This window comes from Phyllobacterium sp. 628 (assembly GCF_014189505.1).
In the GTDB taxonomy this organism is placed as follows: Bacteria; Pseudomonadota; Alphaproteobacteria; order Rhizobiales; family Rhizobiaceae; genus Phyllobacterium.
Genome location: NZ_CP050303.1, coordinates 116,489 through 133,477, shown reverse-complemented (window position 1 = coordinate 133,477; position 16,989 = coordinate 116,489). Strand labels below are relative to the sequence as shown.

General features: G+C 54.7%; 14 protein-coding genes and 1 pseudogene. 8 read left to right on the top strand and 7 right to left on the bottom strand.

The features are described 5' to 3' along the window. The first annotated feature begins 55 nt into the window (after positions 1 to 55). From HB779_RS23225 to HB779_RS23215, 3 genes are all read left to right on the top strand, one after another. On the top strand, positions 56 to 958 hold the full coding sequence (locus tag HB779_RS23225; protein WP_188346754.1) for a recombinase family protein: 903 nt from the start codon (positions 56 to 58) through the stop codon (positions 956 to 958). A 73-nt stretch (positions 959 to 1,031) separates the two neighbouring features. Continuing rightward, positions 1,032 to 1,577 (top strand): hypothetical protein, encoded by a 546-nt coding sequence (locus HB779_RS23220; RefSeq protein ID WP_188346753.1) that lies wholly within the window; start codon positions 1,032 to 1,034, stop codon positions 1,575 to 1,577. Between the two features lie 227 nt (positions 1,578 to 1,804). Further along, complete coding sequence (locus tag HB779_RS23215) at positions 1,805 to 2,713, top strand: alpha/beta fold hydrolase (protein WP_188346752.1); 909 nt, start codon at positions 1,805 to 1,807, stop codon at positions 2,711 to 2,713. Between the two features lie 76 nt (positions 2,714 to 2,789). Here the strand turns inward: HB779_RS23215 and HB779_RS23210 are convergent, their stop codons facing one another. Next, a complete protein-coding gene (locus tag HB779_RS23210) occupies positions 2,790 to 3,428 on the bottom strand; it encodes a DedA family protein (RefSeq protein WP_188346751.1) in 639 nt (212 codons plus the stop codon). 183 nt (positions 3,429 to 3,611) lie between these two features. Here HB779_RS23210 and HB779_RS23205 point away from each other — a divergent pair, with 183 nt between their 5' ends. Beyond that, positions 3,612 to 3,962: a CAP-Gly domain protein gene (locus HB779_RS23205; RefSeq protein WP_188346750.1), complete on the top strand. Its 351-nt coding sequence runs from the start codon at positions 3,612 to 3,614 to the stop codon at positions 3,960 to 3,962. A 70-nt stretch (positions 3,963 to 4,032) separates the two neighbouring features. On the opposite strand, the gene HB779_RS23200 is transcribed toward HB779_RS23205, so the two are convergent. The 4 genes and pseudogenes from HB779_RS23200 to HB779_RS23185 all read right to left on the bottom strand — a co-directional run bounded on the left by HB779_RS23200 (position 4,033) and on the right by HB779_RS23185 (position 7,534). After that, positions 4,033 to 4,797, bottom strand: coding sequence for an alpha/beta hydrolase (locus HB779_RS23200; RefSeq protein WP_188346749.1), 765 nt, complete (start codon positions 4,795 to 4,797; stop codon positions 4,033 to 4,035). Positions 4,798 to 4,923: 126 nt separating this feature from the next. Then, positions 4,924 to 5,292, bottom strand: coding sequence for a response regulator transcription factor (locus tag HB779_RS23195; protein ID WP_188346748.1), 369 nt, complete (start codon positions 5,290 to 5,292; stop codon positions 4,924 to 4,926). A gap of 108 nt (positions 5,293 to 5,400) precedes the next feature. After that, positions 5,401 to 6,023 (bottom strand): annotated as a pseudogene (locus tag HB779_RS23190) (response regulator transcription factor). Continuing rightward, positions 6,023 to 7,534: an ATP-binding protein gene (locus HB779_RS23185; protein WP_188346747.1), complete on the bottom strand. Its 1,512-nt coding sequence runs from the start codon at positions 7,532 to 7,534 to the stop codon at positions 6,023 to 6,025. Before HB779_RS23185 ends, HB779_RS23190 begins: the two are co-directional and overlap by 1 nt. A gap of 354 nt (positions 7,535 to 7,888) precedes the next feature. Between HB779_RS23185 and HB779_RS23180 the strand changes: the two genes are divergently transcribed. From HB779_RS23180 to HB779_RS23165, 4 genes are all read left to right on the top strand, one after another. After that, positions 7,889 to 9,115: an oxalate decarboxylase family bicupin gene (locus HB779_RS23180; protein ID WP_188346746.1), complete on the top strand. Its 1,227-nt coding sequence runs from the start codon at positions 7,889 to 7,891 to the stop codon at positions 9,113 to 9,115. 105 nt (positions 9,116 to 9,220) lie between these two features. Then, positions 9,221 to 10,075 (top strand): formate/nitrite transporter family protein, encoded by an 855-nt coding sequence (locus HB779_RS23175; RefSeq protein ID WP_188346745.1) that lies wholly within the window; start codon positions 9,221 to 9,223, stop codon positions 10,073 to 10,075. 17 nt (positions 10,076 to 10,092) lie between these two features. Beyond that, on the top strand, positions 10,093 to 12,393 hold the full coding sequence (locus HB779_RS23170) for an FdhF/YdeP family oxidoreductase (RefSeq protein WP_188346744.1): 2,301 nt from the start codon (positions 10,093 to 10,095) through the stop codon (positions 12,391 to 12,393). 680 nt (positions 12,394 to 13,073) lie between these two features. Further along, a complete protein-coding gene (locus HB779_RS23165) occupies positions 13,074 to 13,961 on the top strand; it encodes a helix-turn-helix transcriptional regulator (protein WP_188346743.1) in 888 nt (295 codons plus the stop codon). Between the two features lie 186 nt (positions 13,962 to 14,147). Here HB779_RS23165 and HB779_RS23160 read toward each other — a convergent pair whose 3' ends face one another. Then, positions 14,148 to 15,032, bottom strand: a complete 885-nt coding sequence (locus HB779_RS23160; protein WP_188346742.1) for a LysR family transcriptional regulator — start codon at positions 15,030 to 15,032, stop codon at positions 14,148 to 14,150. Between the two features lie 427 nt (positions 15,033 to 15,459). Then, positions 15,460 to 16,494, bottom strand: a complete 1,035-nt coding sequence (locus tag HB779_RS23155; protein ID WP_188346741.1) for a GH25 family lysozyme — start codon at positions 16,492 to 16,494, stop codon at positions 15,460 to 15,462. Positions 16,495 to 16,989 lie beyond the last annotated feature (495 nt).

Genomic DNA, 16,989 nt, shown 5'->3' with positions numbered 1-16,989 from the left:
GGCCCTTGCTGTTCCTGTCTTGTGCACTGTGGCGAGTTCCAGCACTATTTCGATTATGAAAGAGATGGACAAGAAGCAGCGGCTGATCGGCTACGCCCGCGTCTCGACAGATGAGCAGGTGAATGACGCTCAGGTCATGGAGCTAAAGCAAGCCGGATGCGCAAGCATTTTCGAAGAGCATGGATCGGGCGCATCGCGCGCCCGTCCGGTTCTTGCCAGGCTCCTGCGCGAAATCAATGGCGGTGAAGTTCTGGTCGTGGTCCGGCTTGACCGCCTCGCTCGTTCAGTCAGCCACTTGCTGACGGTGATTGAGCAACTGGCGGACAAGGGCGCGCATTTCCGTTCGCTGCACGACCCGATCGATACATCCACGCCGCAGGGCATGTTCTCCCTGCAGGTTCTGGGGGCCGTGGCCCAGTTGGAGCGCGCGCTGATTTCGGAACGCACGAAGGCGGGCATCAATGCGGCGCGGGCCAGAGGCAAACTCCCCGGCAATCCTGGTCTGCGGGAGCGGCGCCCTGAGGCGCTCGCAAAACTCTCCCGTGCACGTCAACGCGATCATCTGGCCGGTCTTGTTGCCACCATGCCCACCTGGCTGCCAACCGTGCAGCGCCTGCGCCCGGAACATCCGTGGGAGGATGTCGTGCGCAGCCTGAAACACCAAACAGGGCAGATTTGGAACGTTGATCGCTTGCGCCGCTCGGTGCGGCGGCTGGTGCGTGAGGGTCTTGCCGATGCGCATCTTGTAACCATAGCACCCCGGCGTATGCCGGAAGATCGGCTGATGATGCTGATTACCGGAATTGCCAATGCCAATCCGGATTTGACGTTGCGGGAGATTGCCAGCCAACTCGAAGCCATGCACGAACGCACACCACGCGGTTCTTCGCGCTGGGCCACCTCTTCGGTGAAGAATCTGATGGACCGTGCGCGAAAACTTGGTCTTATTACCGGTTGAATTCGGGTGAAATACGTCCGGCAGCCCATGGCTGAAATTAGGGTCAGAAGGAAGTGTATCGGGGATGAGAAAAATGCCGTTTTTGATCCGTTCCTGCCTCGGTTTGGCAATGATCATCCTCTTGCCCTCGATAACATCTGCACAGGAGACCCGCGCGTTCGCGGCGCCCGACGGCTCCTACACCTACAGATATCCGGCCGAATTCTGGATTGACACCGAGTTTGCTGACGGCAGCGGGGAACCCACGGGGGTAACCGCGTCGACAACGGGGAACGGTGATGTCGTTTTCGGTCTTTATTCCATGCCCGTGCGTGAGGTGAAGGAGGTAAGCGCCAGCACAGCGGAGGCTTATGTCGGTCAATATGTGAAAGACTTTAGCCCAAACTGGAAAATCAAATTCAAATCATACACGATGACAACAATGTTCGGCAGGCCAGCCGTCGATATGCGCTTTGACGAGCGGATTCTGCAACGGACACGTCAGCGCCGGATTATTGCAACGATTGTCGACGGGAAGGACTACTTTCTGATGTGCCTGTACAGGCATGATAAGGCGGATAAATTTGGTCCCGCCTGTGAACTCGCTGTGTCAACGGCTCGATTGGCACAAGTACAGTAAAGCCATTCGCTATGTAGGTGGCTTTTGATGAAGCACGGCGCTTGCGGGCTTTAGGGCATGATTGCGCCCATCCAAAAACAGCTTGCTCTCAATCAACGCGTGCCGGCCGTTACAATTATTTTTGGCTCGATGTCGGCATTCGTGATCCCGGTTCGTCCTCGGTACAGAACCAAAACCTGCCTGTACCGGACAATGGATCGCAGGGTATTTAAACCGAGGAGACGAATATGAAAATCCTATCAAAGCCAATTGCAGCGGCGGCTCTTTCTCTGGGTCTTGTGGCAACAGCAACGGCGGCAGAAGGGCCCAAAAGCGGTTATGTCGAAGCTGGCGGTATCAAGTATTATTACGAGATTCATGGCGAAGGCGCGCCACTTCTGCTTTTGCATGGTGGACTGGGCTCGACCGATATGTTTGCGCCGATCCTTCCCAGATTGACACAAGGACATCAGGTTATCGGTGTGGATCTGCAGGGTCATGGACGTACGGAACTCGGCAACCGGCCGATGAGTCTGGAAGCAATGGGCGATGATATAGCAACCATCCTCAAGTCGCTTGGCCACGAGAAGGTCGACGTGTTGGGGTATTCGTTCGGCGGCGGTGTTGCGTTTCGGTTTGCGGTTCAGCACCCGGAGATGATCAACCGTGTCGCCTTGGTTTCGGCCGGGTATGCGCAGGAGGGCTTCTACGCCGATATGATCAAAATGCAGGTGACATTGACCGGTGCCATGGCGGATATGATGAAAGATACTCCCATGTATAAGGGCTATAAGGCTATTGCCCCGCATCCGGAGGATTTCCCGAAACTATTGGACGCGATGGGTGAATTCATGCGCAAGCCGTATGATTATTCCAATGATGTTCCGAAGCTTAAAATGCCTGTCATGCTGGTATTTGGCGACAGCGATATGTACCGGCCGGAACACGAGTTCAAGTTCTATCAAATGCTTGGTGGTGGCTTGAAGGATGCCGGGTGGATGCGCGAAACCATGTCGCAAAACCGGCTGGCCATCATTCCAAACCGCACGCATTACGATATTTTCTTTGCGCCGGAATTGGCCAACACCGTGATGCCTTTCTTCGACCGGCAGGACAAGGTGAAGACCTGGGACGAGCAGGTGGATGCCGCCAAGTAGACGCCAGCAAACGGCCAGAAGACAATCACCGCAAGACGGTGGTTGTCTTCCGGTTTCCGATATGTTCGGTGTGACTCTAGGGCTGGATCGTATTGCGCGCTCGTAACTTCTTGCGAAGACTAAATCCAAGAATGATCGATGCCTCGACGATGAACAGGGCGATGGAGGCCCAGAACCCGACATGGACAGGATTGTAGGGACTGCCACGAAGGGCATAGCCGAGACAGAGGAAAGGCGTGTTCCACACTAGCGTTCCGATGACGATCGCAATCGTGAAAGCGCGGGGATCAAGCCGAAGAACGCCAGCGGGGAGGGCCAGATAGATCCGCACCGTTGGTATGATCTGGCCTGTCAGGGTGACCCAGAAATGATTGCGGCGGTATGAATTTGTCATCCGCTCATAGACTGCCGGTTTCAGAAATACATATTTGCCGTAACGTGCAACGATCGCTTCGGCCCTGTCAGGACCAAGCAGCCATCCGAGTGCAAACCAGCCCAATGCGCCTGTGGCCGATCCAAGCACCGTGACAAGAATCGCAAGGACGAGACCATTGCCATCGGTTACAGTCATTCCCAAAAGCATGAACAGGACATAGGAAGGCAGAATTGGAATGAACTTCTCCAAGAGTGCCAGAGAGCCAATTCCAACGAGCCCGAAACTAAGAAGTGTTGCAATCGAGCCCGAGGCTTCGACGGCAATATGAGGTGAAGGCATTCCGCACCGCGATCTTGTTCACCAGAATGGGTGAAATGTTTTATCATGTTTGCTAATACGGAACGCATGAGGCTATCCGTTGGTCGAGCAGCTTTTACGGCAAGCCAGCTGCAACTTCCAGAGTTAAATATAGTGGCAGGATCAGCGTGCTGCCAGCCAAACCGGGAATACTGAGGTAACGCGATGAATGACTTTTACGTGGGCCAGAAGGTTGTCTGCATTGATGACAAGTTCAAAAATGTCAGTATCGACCAGCTGATCCGGAAAGGCGAGATTTATACAATCCGCTGGGTCGGGTTGTACAAACACTACGTGGACGGCGAGTTTGTCGGCATCAAGGTTGAAGAAATTCATCGCGGCAATGATGACGGTCCGGAGGGCTATGGCGCGGCTGATATGCCATATCGCGCGACGCGATTCCGCCCGCTGGTGAAGGACAAGATCGGCGATCTGCGCAAATTGCTGGCGCCCAAACCCGATGTTTCAGTGGAACCGGAACCGAAAACGCCGGCAAAGAAGAAAGAAAAGGTGTGAGCTTCACACCTTAAACGCTGGTCGTATCCCGGAGGGTATCGTCCTCCGGGGCAACAGATTCCGGATGGATCTAATCAGCGGCGTGTTGCGCTGCCTGCTCGATGAGTGCCGCGACTTCCTTGGGATGTGTCTCGTAAACCGAATGGCTTGCACCTGCGATTTCAACCGTATGGCTGCCGGCCCGCTTCGCATACATGCGCTCAAGATCGGGATTGATGATCCGGTCTGCCTTGGCCACCATGTACCAGCTTGGTTTCACCTTCCATGCGGGGTTCGTGGCAGGCGTGGTGAAGACATCGGCTGCGGTCAGCATCTGGCCATGTGCTTCGAATGCAGCTTCCTTGGCTGGCAGGTCCGCGGCAAAGTCCTGATGGAAGTGGTCCGGGTCGATATAGGCAAAGCCATCAGCTGTTTTCTTCAGTGATGTATAGGCTGGCGGAATGCGTTTGCCATTTGCGGCCTCGGTTTCGCCCGCGTCCAAAGCATGGGCAGCAATATAAACAAGCCCGGCAACTTTGGGATCATTTCCGGCTTCCGTAATGATAGCGCCGCCATAGCTGTGTGCGACGAGGATGCATGGACCCTGTTGCAGCGCGAGGACACGTTCAGTTGCCGCAACATCGTTGGCCACGGAGGTCAGTGGCTGCTGCACGACTGAAACATTATATCCCTTGCGGGAGAGAATATCATAGACCGGTTTCCAGCCAGACCCATCGACAAAAGCTCCGTGAACAAGCACGACGCATTTTAGCGGTGCGCTCATCGCCGGTGTTGCCGTGCCGAGGGCAAGCAGGCCGATTGCAACGGCAGGCGCGCATAATTTTCTGAAAGACATGGTATTTCTCCGATCAGCGCATCATTGGGACGCGGTGACTGTTTGATAGATCGAAGACCGGGGCACAGATACTATACATAGGTTTTGGTTGGCCTATACAGGGATGGGGGACGGAGCGGTGCGAACCTAAGCAACCAGTGCCAGTTCAATGCAATCAATGAGGGCCTGGCTTGCAAATGGTTTGCCGAGAAACCCAATGGCGCCAGCAGCCATGACACGCTTGCGGACGCGCTCGTCGGGAAAAGCCGTGATGAATATGATGGGCGTTGTAACCCCGCCTTGGCGAAGGGTTTGAAACAGCTCGACCCCATCTATGCCATCCATCTGGATATCGGTAATCAGGCAATCAATTCTGGAGCCGGCAGTTGCCGCAAGGTAGGACTCGGCAGATGCAAATGTACGCACGCTAAGGCCGTAGGAACGGACAAGGTTTTCCGTGGCCTCGCGCACGGACATGTCGTCATCAACGATAGCGATGGATTTTGGCTCAGACACGCGCGTTCCTTTTGAGGGGCCGCTCCATACGCAGCGCCTTTCGCACCTATCAATGGGTGATCCGAAGAGAAATTGGAATCATACAGAGGTTTAGGATGGATACCTGTTTTACAGGCTGGGACGCAAAACTTCGTAGGCTTTTACCAGTTCAGCCAGCGTGCGGACGCCCATCTTTTCCATCAGGTGGCCCCGGTGAATCTTGACGGTGATTTCACTCACGCCCAATTTTCCGGCAATCTGTTTGTTCATGAGGCCCGTTGTAACCAAGGCGATGACTTCGCGCGCGCGCGGGTCAGCGTGTCATAGCGGGCTTTCAGCGTTGATACGGCGCCGTTGGCGGCGCGGTGCTCACGGTCGAGGGCGAGGGCACTGGAAACGGCATCGAGCATATCCTGATCGCGGAACGGCTTGATCAGGAAATCGAGGGCTCCGGCTTTCATGGCCCGGACCGACATCGGGATATCGCCATGGCCCGTCATGAAAATGATGGGTATCGTGTTGCCAAGCTTCGACAGCTGGTTCTGGAAATCGAGACCGCTGACACCGGGCAGACGAATATCAAGCACAAGACAGCTCTCGGCGGTGGTTATCGGACCACGGGCAAGAAATTCAGCGGGTGAGGCAAACAGTTCCACCTGCATGCCGACGGACCGGAAAAGACTGCTGAGCGCATCGCGCAGGGATGCATCATCATCGACGACAAAAACCATTGGCGATGTGGCTTGGGTCATCATGCATCCTCTTTCTGAAATGGAATGGTGAATTCGAAACTCGTACCCAGTCCCGGCTCTGATCTGGCACTGATGCGTCCGCCATGCGCGCTGACGATGGAGCGGCAGATGGATAGACCCATGCCCATCCCTTCGGGTTTTGTCGTATAAAAGGCATTAAACAGATTGGCTGCTTCGCCTGCATCAAAACCCGGTCCGGTATCATTGATGCCAACGCGTATAGAATCGTCGCCAGCCGACGATGTTACAGACAGTTGCCGCGCTTTGTGCTCGTTCGTGCCCATTGCCTGAATGGCATTGATGATCAGGTTGATGACAACCTGCTGGAGTTGCACAGGGTCGCCAAGCACCGCAGGCAGATTGCCCGCCAGCTCAAGGCGCACGCCTATACGATTATTCATGATTTCGCGTTGCACCAGTTCAATGGCTTCCTCAATGACCTCGTTGATATCCACGGGTATTGTTTGCGGGATGGCTTTGCTGGCCAAGGCGCGCAAATGCCGGATGACTTCGCTGGCGCGCTGCGCATCGGATATGATCCGGCGCAAGGAGGCTTCGACTTCGGTAAGATCCGGTTGAGGGCGCTTGAGCCAGCGCAGACCGGCTTCACCATTGGTCACGACCGCAGCAAGCGGCTGATTAACCTCGTGGGCGATCGACACCGTCAATTCGCCCAGCGTTGCAACGCGTGTCACATGGGCAAGCTCCGCTTGGGCTGCATGGAGACCGTCTTCGGCCTCCCGCCGGGCCGTTACATCCATGATGCTGATGAGAACGAGATCCAGCGCGGGGCGGTCAGCGGGCAGGGCGACATTATAAAGAATGGTGAGACGCGTGCCGTTCATGTCGTTCATGGCAGTATCGGATTCGTAGGCTGATTTGCCGTCCCATATGGCTGCGAGCAGACCCCAAATGGAACTCTCCATGTCCTGACCGACAAGATCCGGGAGTGCCGATTTGAAGGTTTCAATGTTTTTGGCCTTGAACATCGTCAAGGTTGTGTTGTTGGCGTTGGTCAATCGCATCAGTCTCACGGCCTTGCGGACAAAATCCGGATCGGATTGCGCTGCCGCCTCGGCACTCTGATAGCCGCGTGCCTTGAAGTCATCGATGGCGACCTTCAGTTCCGTAAAATCCATTTCAAGGATTGCGACGCCGGTCGCCAGAAAAATCGTCCGGTAGCGCTGTTCACTTTCGGCAAGCACGGAGATGGACGTTTTTAACCTCAAGACGAGAAACGTGGATATTCCGATAGCCGCAAGACTGACGAAGCAGCGCCCCAACGGTTCTGAGGGAAGATCAAACCCGTGTTCGATCATGTAGCTCAGCACCGTAAGTCCCATGCATGCAGCTGCAATCAGCAGCAGGCCTGTTCTGCTGGCAAAATTGAGCGAGAGCAGCACAACGGTCACATAAAGAACCGCAACGGCGATGTCATAGGTGGTCAATGTGTCGAGCAGAAAGACTGCCGCAGCAATCAATATTGCCGCGAGCTGCGAAAAACGGGACATGTGGCTCCCCATGCGGATCATGCAGAGCGGCATAGCAGATTGATCAGCCGCATACGAACACTATCGGGTGAGCGCGTTATCGCGATGTGCCGCCGGTTGGTACCTATACGCACGTATAGGGTGAGTTAAACGAACATCCAATATCGCTCTTTATCTCCCCGTCATAATTTTGGTTGTCGGGATCGGATTGAGCAATCCGGTTGCCGCACTTCACCAGCCGGGAACCTCCCGGTTTGAAGAACCAGAACCTGGTACAGACGGTGACGTTTCGAATCTGCGGATAATTTACGGCTGGGTCCGTACGTCCTGCACTTTCGCTTCTCCCGCACATCCAGGTTCAAAAGGGAGACAGAAATGACCATATTCAATCGTCGTGACGCTCTTGTAACGTTGACCGCAGGCGGTCTTGCCGCCGCAGCATCCACCTCGGCCTTCGCGCAGGAGGCTGTACCGCAACCGCGCCGTGCGGGCGCTGGTGGTGACGATCCGGGGCCGCGCAGTGTCGCGCGCGATCTTCAGAACCCGGATATTCTCAATCAGCCCATCACCGATTCCGGCACTCTGCCCAACCTGCGGTTCTCGTTTGCCGATGCGCCCACCAAGCAGTATTCCGTCGGCTGGACACGCCAGATCACCGTGCGCGAGCTTGGCATTTCGAAAATGGTTGCCGGTGTCGACATGCGTTTGAACGCTGGCGGTGTTCGCGAAATGCATTGGCACAAGGAAGGCGAATGGGCATATATGCTTTATGGCAATGCCCGGATAACGGCAGTGGATGCGGACGGGCGGAATTTTGTCGGCGACGTTGGTCCCGGTGATCTGTGGTATTTTCCATCAGGAATCCCGCATTCCATTCAGGGGCTTGGGCCTGATGGCTGCGAGTTTCTCCTCGTTTTCGATGATGGCGGTTTTGACGAAGACAGCACTTTTGTTGTGACCGACTGGTTTAAACACATCCCCAAGAGCGTCCTGGCCAAGAATTTCGGTGTCGATGCCAAAAACTTCGACAATCTGCCTTCACCCGGCGAACGCTATATTTTCAACCTGCCTATACCGGGCAGCGTGAACAGCGACAGGATTGCGGGTGCCAAGGAAGTTCCTCTCAGCCTGACACACCGTATGGCTGCGCAGGATCCCATCAAGACAAGCGGTGGTACCGTCCGGATCACCGACTCGAAAAACTTCCCCGTGTCGAAGACGATTGCCGCCGCACTTGTTGAAATCGAGCCGGGTGGTTTGCGGGAGCTGCATTGGCATCCGAATACGGACGAATGGCAGTATTATCTCGAGGGTTCCGGCCGCATGGGCGTCTTTGCAGCCAATGGCCACTCGCGTACCTTCGATTACACAGCCGGTGACGTTGGTTATGTCCCCTTCGCCATGGGACACTATATCGAGAATACTGGCGACAAGCCATTGAAGTTCCTAGAAATTTTCAAGAGCGATTACTACGCTGACGTCTCGCTTGAGCAGTGGCTGGCATTGACGCCTCCGGAAATGGTCTCCGGGCATCTGAACCTGAACAACACGGTGATGAATGCCCTGCGCAAGGAAAAGCAGCCTGTTGTGAGCGGTACCTGATCCTCCCAAACTGACGAACCGGACGGCTGCTGCGGCAGCCGTTCGGAAACACTGGAAATCAAACTGATTATTGTGATGCGGATATTTATCCGCAAGGAAAATCCCATGTACGAAGACACGATCAGCAAGCTTTCGGAAACAGGTAAAACCAAGTCTTTGGCCGTCAAACATGGCCCTCTGGCTTTCCTTACCGGCGCAGCGATGGCCGGTGCCTATATCGGCTTCGGCGATATCGTGATGTTCACGGTGGGCGCCCATGCCGATCCCGCCTGGGCGCATCTTGTCATGGGAGCGGTCTTTGCCTCCGCACTAACGATTGTCATCTTCGCAGGGTCTGAACTCTTTACCGGGATGGCTATGTACATGCCGCTGGCGCTGCTCAACAGGCAAACGAGCATTGCCGATGCGCTGCGTGTCTGGACCGTTTGCTGGCTTGGTAATCTTGCCGGCGCTCTTGCGCTCGCATTTATCTTCAAGTTGGGAGGCGGCGGCGTTCTGCTGGGCGATGGCAATTCCACCTTCATTGCCGCCGTAGCGGTCAAAATGAATGCGCCCGCAGGCCAATTGTTCGCCCGCGGATTGATCTGCAATTGGCTGGTCTGCCTGGCGATCTGGATGTCCTACCGGACCCAGAATGACGCTGCCAAGGCCATCTTGATCTTCTGGCCGATCATGATCTTTGTGGCGGCGGGTTTTGAACATTGCGTTGCGAATATGTTCGCTTTTGCATTGGCACTCTTGAGCGACCATCCAACGACCATTACGCTACAGGGCGCGCTGTATAATCTGGTGTTCGTGACATTGGGAAATCTGGCTGGCGGTGGTGTGATGGTGGCTTTGGGATACTGGGTTCAAAGTTCCGGCGCGGCGCAAAAGACCGGCTCCATTTCGGATATGCCGCATCCGCCAACACTGTTATCTGCTACAACGAAAAGCCAAATACCAGCCAATCGCAGATAGAATTTCGAGGAATTGCCATGTCGAAGAAGAGGCCTGAAGGTATCGAGACCTACAACGCTCCAGCGGGTGGCTGGGGCGCCCTGAAAGCGGTGGCAGAAAGTCTTGCCCGACAGCAGATCGTCGCTCAGGGCGCGGCGACTTTGCTGAAAGCCAATCAGCCGGATGGTTTCGATTGTCCGGGTTGCGCCTGGCCTGATCCGAAACACACGTCTTCCTTTGAGTTTTGCGAAAATGGCGCGAAGGCAGTGACGTGGGAGTCGACGGCCAAACGGCTGGAGCCGTCATTCTTTGCGTCCCATACTTTATCCGAACTGTGGGAATGGTCTGATCACGATCTTGAAGATCAGGGCCGGTTGACCGCCCCCATCATCTACGATGCGGAAAAAGATACCTATGTTGCCATTGAATGGGACCAGGCATTTCAACTGATCGGCGCCGGACTGAATGCGCTCCCCGATCCCAACATGGCTGAATTCTACACGTCCGGCCGCGCCTCCAACGAAGCCGCCTTCCTGTTCCAGCTGTTTGTGCGCGCCTATGGAACCAACAATTTCCCGGATTGTTCGAATATGTGCCATGAGGCCACGAGCGTTGGCCTGCCGCATTCGATCGGCGTCGGCAAGGGCACTGTGACGCTCGAGGACTTCGATCATGCCGATGCGATTTTCAGTTTTGGCCACAATCCCGGTACCAACCATCCGCGCATGATGGCGACGCTGCGTGAAGTGGCAAAACGCGAGGCTCCGATCATTGTTTTCAATCCTCTGAAAGAACGGGCGCTTGAACGGTTTGCTTCGCCGCAAAGTCCTGTCGAGATGGCAACGTTCTCCTCCACAGACATTGCATCGGCATATCATCAGGTGCGGATCGGCGGTGACGTCGCTGTGCTCAAAGGCATGATGAAGCGCGTGTTTGAACGGGACGCGGCGGATTTGCAGGCTGGCGGGGCCGGTGTCCTCGACCGCAATTTTATTGCCGGGCACACAACCGGTATTGACGCACTCAAGGCCGACCTTGATGCGACACGCTGGGAAGATATCGAACTGATGTCCGGACTCGCGCGGGCTGCCATCGAAAGCGCGGGCGATGTCTATGTCAAAGCCAAGAATGTCATTCTTTGCTACGGGATGGGCATTACCCAGCACCGGCATGGTACGGCCAATGTTCAGCAGATTGCGAACTTTCTGATGCTGCGCGGCAATATCGGGCGTGAAGGCGCAGGCATTTGTCCCTTGCGCGGGCACTCCAATGTTCAAGGCGACAGAACTGTCGGTATCACGGAAATTCCCAATGCCGCTTTGCTGGATGGCATGGAGCGTGCTTTCGGTTTCAGGCCTGTAGCCGAAAAGGGCCATAATGCTGTTGAGGCCATTGAAGCGATCATTGAAGGCAAATCAAAAGCCCTGATCTGTCTCGGTGGCAATCTTGCCGTGGCCATGCCGGACCCCGATGCCACATTTGCCGGCATGCGCAAGCTTGATCTTGCAGTGCATCTGACGACCAAGCTTAACCGCTCACATCTGCTCCCCGCCAAAACCACCATTGTCTTGCCGGTTCTCGGCCGCACCGATTCAGACATGCAGGCAACCGGTCCGCAGTCCGTCACGGTGGAAGACTCGATGTCGATGGTTCATGCCTCGCGTGGATTTCTGAAGCCGCCAAGCGAGAATGTCCGTTCAGAGCCGGCTGTGGTTGCCGGAATGGCCAAGGCAACGCTTGGGGACCGGTATGGCATCGAGTGGGATGCAATGGTCGGAAATTACGGCCGGATCCGCGACAAGATCGAGATTGTCTTTCCGGATTTTCACGATTTCAACGAACGCATCAGGCAACCCGGCGGTTTTTGCCTCAGCGTGCCTGCCTCGCACCGGGAATGGAAAACACCTGGCAAGAAGGCATGTTTTCTCACCGCTGAAGGGTTGAACGAAGACCCGCGCGTCGTGGAACCCAATGTGCTGACGCTGACGACGCTTCGCAGTCACGATCAATACAACACGACGATTTATGGAATGGATGACCGTTATCGCGGTGTTTTCGGACGGCGGGATGTTATCTTCCTCAATGCCGAGGATTTGGCCGAACGGGGATTGTCGGATGGAGATACGCTGGATGTTGAAGCGGCGCGCGATCCTTCAGACCCCGAGGACCGGCCCCGCCTAGTCAAACGTCTGACCGCCGTCAGATACAATATTCCACGTGGTTCGGCAGCCGGCTACTATCCCGAAATGAATGGTCTTGTTGCCTTGTCGCATCACGACAGTCGTTCGGGAACGCCAGCCTACAAATCCATACCCATACGCATCGTCAGGGCAAGCTGATCCTCAGCAGCCGTTGAATTTGGCGCGTTCTGTCCTTCCGCTTTGCGTGCAGGGCCGCTTCTCCACACTCTGTGATTGAAACCATGCCATATGGCAGTACCGGGCAGGCAAAATATCAGCCTAAGCAACAGCTAACGGGCAAAAGCCCGCAATCCGAATGGCAAAATTTCCCGTTACGGGAATATTTTTTGATGAACGACCTTTTGACACAATGATCTGTGACCTGCAAATCGCCGTTAACCAGACTTCAGCGGAAAGAAATGCGGAATGATGACGAAGCCGGCACTTTTTTCAAAGGAGTAACTGATACCGGGATTTGATAAGTGCGTTATCCCGTTGAGGTGCCTTACCAGCACCAAAATTGTTACATTTTGACATGCGCTACTTTATTCGTTTTGCAGGGGAATTTCAGGCTTTTTAAATGCTCTTTTTGAGAATGAAACTAAAATATTTTATCCGGACGTTTTGATAATATGATTGAAGAGATTGCAAACAGGCTGCACGAAGCGGCCTTTACCCCTGAACTTTGGCCTTCATTGCTCGATAGCATCTGCAACGCAACATTGTCTGGTGCCGGGTGCATTTATACGCTTGGTCACAAAGTGCGCGCAGCCCATAGCAGCATGCGCATTCTTCCGCCCGAAAGAGACAGGTGGAAGAGGGGCCAAAAGCTCGTCGATATGATGACGTGGCACGCCTATAACAAGCCAATGTCCCGTTTTGAGCGGACAAATGATTACGTCAACAAGTCCTTGCCCTATGTTCAGGTCTATATGGATGAGGACCAGAGCCACGGTGTCATCGACGAAGTCGGGACTATTCTCAAATTGCCGACCGGCGAGGTGGTTGTCGCGGCATTCGACAGGAATGCTGAACAGGGAATGTTCAATGATGCAGTCGTAGGCATCATCAATCAGCTGTATCCGGACTTTACCCGTGCGGCGCTTGTCGCTGCAAGGCTCGGCGAAAAGCAGGTGCACAACATGGTTGAAGGGATGGCATCCCTGAACTTGCCGTGCGCCGCCTTGGCCGAAAACGGCCGGGTACTGGCAACCAATGCGTTGTTTGAGTGCCAGGCCGGTTCATTTCTCAATGCCGCCGGTAACAAACTTTACATTCCCTACGCGCCAGCCAACGCTCAACTTCATATGGCCTTGTCCTGCAGATGTGCCGCCAAGGCGTCCTCGATCCGCTCGATTGCCATCCCTTCCATCCGGGATCATCCGGCGATGGTTCTGCATATTATTCCGATACAGGCTTCTGCCCACGATATTTTTACGGGTTCACATGCATTGGTTGTGGCGACGGAGGTCAACGGTAAAAACCGGGGGCCCGCGCTGGACTTGCTGCAGGCACTTTTCCATATGACACCCAAAGAAGCACACTTGTCCCATTGCCTGGCTGAAGGCCACTCATTGAAGGAAAGTGCGGCGCGGCTGGGTATCGGGTTTGGCACTGCCCGTTCGTATCTGTTGCGCATCTTCGAGAAGACAGACACGCATCATCAGACAGGTCTGGTCAATCTTCTCAACAGCGCCTCACGTGTGCTTGGAATCGCTGCCGGCTGACTGGCCCCTTCGTTCATTAAACTTAGAGCAAGTTTTGTTTATTTGAAGCCGTTCTGCCGGGTGAATTTGGGCCAATTCCTGCGGGCTTTGACATCACCCGATGGGTAAACATCGGTCTCGTCAAACCCCTTGATCTTGTCCACAAATTCCCTCCGGCAGAACGGCTTCAAATAAGCAAAACTTGCTCTAGTCAATGAGATTTGGCAGCAATTCCAATGCGCGGCGCATGATCGGATAATGGCGCGAAGCTTGCCGGTACCATGCCCCGGAAGGAAATTTCCATATCGGGATTTCCATCTTGAGGCGGCAAAGATTGGAGGCGCCTGCGATGATCTCGAGATATGCGGGTGCCAAAACCAACATATCCGATGTTGCAACGATGCGGAAAGCCGAGGACAACGGGTCAACGCGCATGACGATCCGGGGAGGAGGGAGCAGATGTTCCGCGTAGTACTCCTCCAGCTTCTGGATGGCCAGTTCATCACGTTTATAGACGATCCATTGGCGGTTCCGGAGCATGTCCGGCGCCAATATTCCGGCTGCAGCAAGCGAGTTTTCAACGCCGCAGTAGGGGGTTATTTCCGCCTTGAATATTTCGAGCGTTTCTAGTCCGTCCGGGGGAGATTTGTAGAATGCACCCAGCATAAGATCGATTTCGCCATCCAGCAGTTTTGTGGTTGAGGTAACAGCGACATCAACGGATAAAATGAAATTGGTTTCCGGAAACTCGATGCTTAACTGCTTGGTCAGGTCGGGTGCGATGGTTGCGTGATAGGCTGGTCCGGCCGAAATCTTGAACTCCTTGACCATGCCTGATCTGACAGCTTCAATTTCCTCATGGGCTTGCTGGTATTTTAATTCGATGGTTTGTGCGTAGTTGAAGAGGGTCTCGCCAACGGATGTCAGCACCATGCCGCGTGCTGTCCGTTCGAAGAGTTTCGCGCCAAAATCCCCCTCAAGCCGCCGGATGGTTTTGGTCAAAGCCGGCTGTGTAAGACCGACCATCTCCGCTGCGGAGGTGAGGTTGCCACTGCGTGCGACCGCGAGAAATACCTTCAGATTTCGTTCCATCGCGTTCCTAGTGATTATGGACCAGACGGGCCGTGCTGAGCCGTGCTTTGCAATTTATTGCCGTATGATCAGTCTTGAATATTCGGTCATTTGCCATGGCTCGTCGTTCAATAGCCATGTCGTAATGAATGAAACAAATCGCACTGAGTTGGCTGTTTAAATAGGGTTGAGCCAGGTTGGATAGGAAATGAATCCGAAATCAAAAAACGGGTTATTGTCGAAGTCCAAAAGTCGCTGTTGCCAGTATTCGTTCTGAAACACATGACTAAAGTCTATGCACATCAAGCTGATGTGAGAAATGATATTAAGTTATAACAGGAATAACTTTTTGCTGCCGCGCTGCGGTTCGGGCTGCGCCGATAGGCGTGGGCTGCAAGTGGCCAGACCATAGCCGCTTGAAGCGTGACCAGGCAGGCTGCGGGCCGGTTCAGTTGGACCGTGCCGCTACCCAGTTGTGCCATTCATCTTCGCTGCCGTGAAATACGTTCAAATCAATTCTGCCTTCAACGCCGTGCGACAGGCCAGAACCGGAATATTGCCAGAACAGCCAGCGGCGGCCGGGATAGACCTTCGAGGGATGCTCGGCAACAGCACGCAGCCAGAAGGGATAATCGGCGAATGCTTCTTTCAGGTTGTCCCGGTAAAAATCCGGGGCGGTATAGATGATCGGCCTTTGGCCGTAATAGGCCGTCAGCTTATCCATAAAGACCTGCATTTTTTCCAGCACCAGCTTGCGCGAAGGGCGACGCTTGCAGCTGGACTCGCCATTCCACTCGACATCAATTGCTGGCGGAAGAGCGCCAGCTTCCCGGGGGACATTGCGGATAAACCAGTCGGCCTGTTCACCGGCGGTGCGGCACCAATAGAAGAAGTGATAGGCGCCTCGTTTCAGACCTGCTTCTTTCGCCTTGCGCCAGTTTGTTTTAAACATCGGGTCAATGTGGTCGCCGCCGTCTGTGGCCTTGATATAAGCGAAGTTTGCTCCCTGGCTTCGCAGGTTCACCCAATCGACGTCACCCTGCCAGCGTGAAACATCGACGCCATGCACGGCAAGTTTCCTTGGGGAGGCTGAACCAAAATTGATGGGCTTTGCATCGCGGAAACGGCGGCTGTAAATCTGCATGCGCCCCTGTGGAGCTTCACGCATCATGGGAGCGGCCGGGATGGGCCGCGCGATTGCCTCTTCCGAGGGGACAGGCATAGCGACGGTTTTTGGCGCCGGGACAAACGCTGGCGGCGATGGGAGAGGTCCTGCCCATGCCAGCACTTCTTCCTGCGGCACGGGCGGTGACTCGACGGTTTCCGTATAGATGCGGGAGGCCCGATTGCTGGGCCGGACAACCGAACTCGTTGTCTCCTGCGAAGGACGCCGCACCCCTACATCATCCAGGCTCGGGCTGGATGTGCAACTTGCCAAGACAAGATATGTCGATGTGACTGCCAGCACACTCAAAAAACGCATAACCATCCATACTCAAAGCTGTCGATGGCGCGAAAGAAGCCTATCGGATTCACTGGCATGAATTGCTAACAGCAAATTACCAAGAAAGATTGAATCCAATTTTAACCATAAGGTGGCGTCGTGCAGCGGCGGCGGCATGGTTTTATGGCGCTAAGCCATAACGAATTTGATGCCATCCTATCGATATTCGTTGTTTGTGCTTATGGCGGAATGCGTGTGAAATACTGAGCATCATCAGTCACCGCCGGAGCCGGTCATGCCAGAAAAAGCTGAGATTGAATTTTTGAATGGCGGTGCAATGACGCCGGCTCTCGCCTTCAAAAATGGCGACGAGCGATTGCAGGGATGGCTGTTGCCAAACGACCCTGCTGCTTTGTCGGGTAACAACCAAATTTCCAATTCCGCTTGCGGGCGGCCCTGCCACAATTGCGAGTTCCGATTTTCCTGCGCGAGCCGGGAAGAAGAAGCAACTCTCAAGGGCTGACTGTGAAATAT

What these genes read in the sequence shown, in the direction of transcription:
- HB779_RS23200 (WP_188346749.1), bottom strand. Translation starts at nt 4,797, where the DNA reads ATGTCTTTCAGAAAATTATGCGCGCCTGCCGTTGCAATCGGCCTGCTT.
- HB779_RS23175 (WP_188346745.1), top strand. Translation starts at nt 9,221, where the DNA reads ATGTACGAAGACACGATCAGCAAGCTTTCGGAAACAGGTAAAACCAAG.
- HB779_RS23210 (WP_188346751.1), bottom strand. Translation starts at nt 3,428, where the DNA reads ATGCCTTCACCTCATATTGCCGTCGAAGCCTCGGGCTCGATTGCAACA.
- HB779_RS23160 (WP_188346742.1), bottom strand. Translation starts at nt 15,032, where the DNA reads ATGGAACGAAATCTGAAGGTATTTCTCGCGGTCGCACGCAGTGGCAAC.
- HB779_RS23170 (WP_188346744.1), top strand. Translation starts at nt 10,093, where the DNA reads ATGTCGAAGAAGAGGCCTGAAGGTATCGAGACCTACAACGCTCCAGCG.
- HB779_RS23215 (WP_188346752.1), top strand. Translation starts at nt 1,805, where the DNA reads ATGAAAATCCTATCAAAGCCAATTGCAGCGGCGGCTCTTTCTCTGGGT.
- HB779_RS23165 (WP_188346743.1), top strand. Translation starts at nt 13,074, where the DNA reads ATGATGACGTGGCACGCCTATAACAAGCCAATGTCCCGTTTTGAGCGG.
- HB779_RS23205 (WP_188346750.1), top strand. Translation starts at nt 3,612, where the DNA reads ATGAATGACTTTTACGTGGGCCAGAAGGTTGTCTGCATTGATGACAAG.
- HB779_RS23155 (WP_188346741.1), bottom strand. Translation starts at nt 16,494, where the DNA reads ATGCGTTTTTTGAGTGTGCTGGCAGTCACATCGACATATCTTGTCTTG.
- HB779_RS23225 (WP_188346754.1), top strand. Translation starts at nt 56, where the DNA reads ATGAAAGAGATGGACAAGAAGCAGCGGCTGATCGGCTACGCCCGCGTC.
- HB779_RS23220 (WP_188346753.1), top strand. Translation starts at nt 1,032, where the DNA reads ATGCCGTTTTTGATCCGTTCCTGCCTCGGTTTGGCAATGATCATCCTC.
- HB779_RS23180 (WP_188346746.1), top strand. Translation starts at nt 7,889, where the DNA reads ATGACCATATTCAATCGTCGTGACGCTCTTGTAACGTTGACCGCAGGC.
- HB779_RS23185 (WP_188346747.1), bottom strand. Translation starts at nt 7,534, where the DNA reads ATGTCCCGTTTTTCGCAGCTCGCGGCAATATTGATTGCTGCGGCAGTC.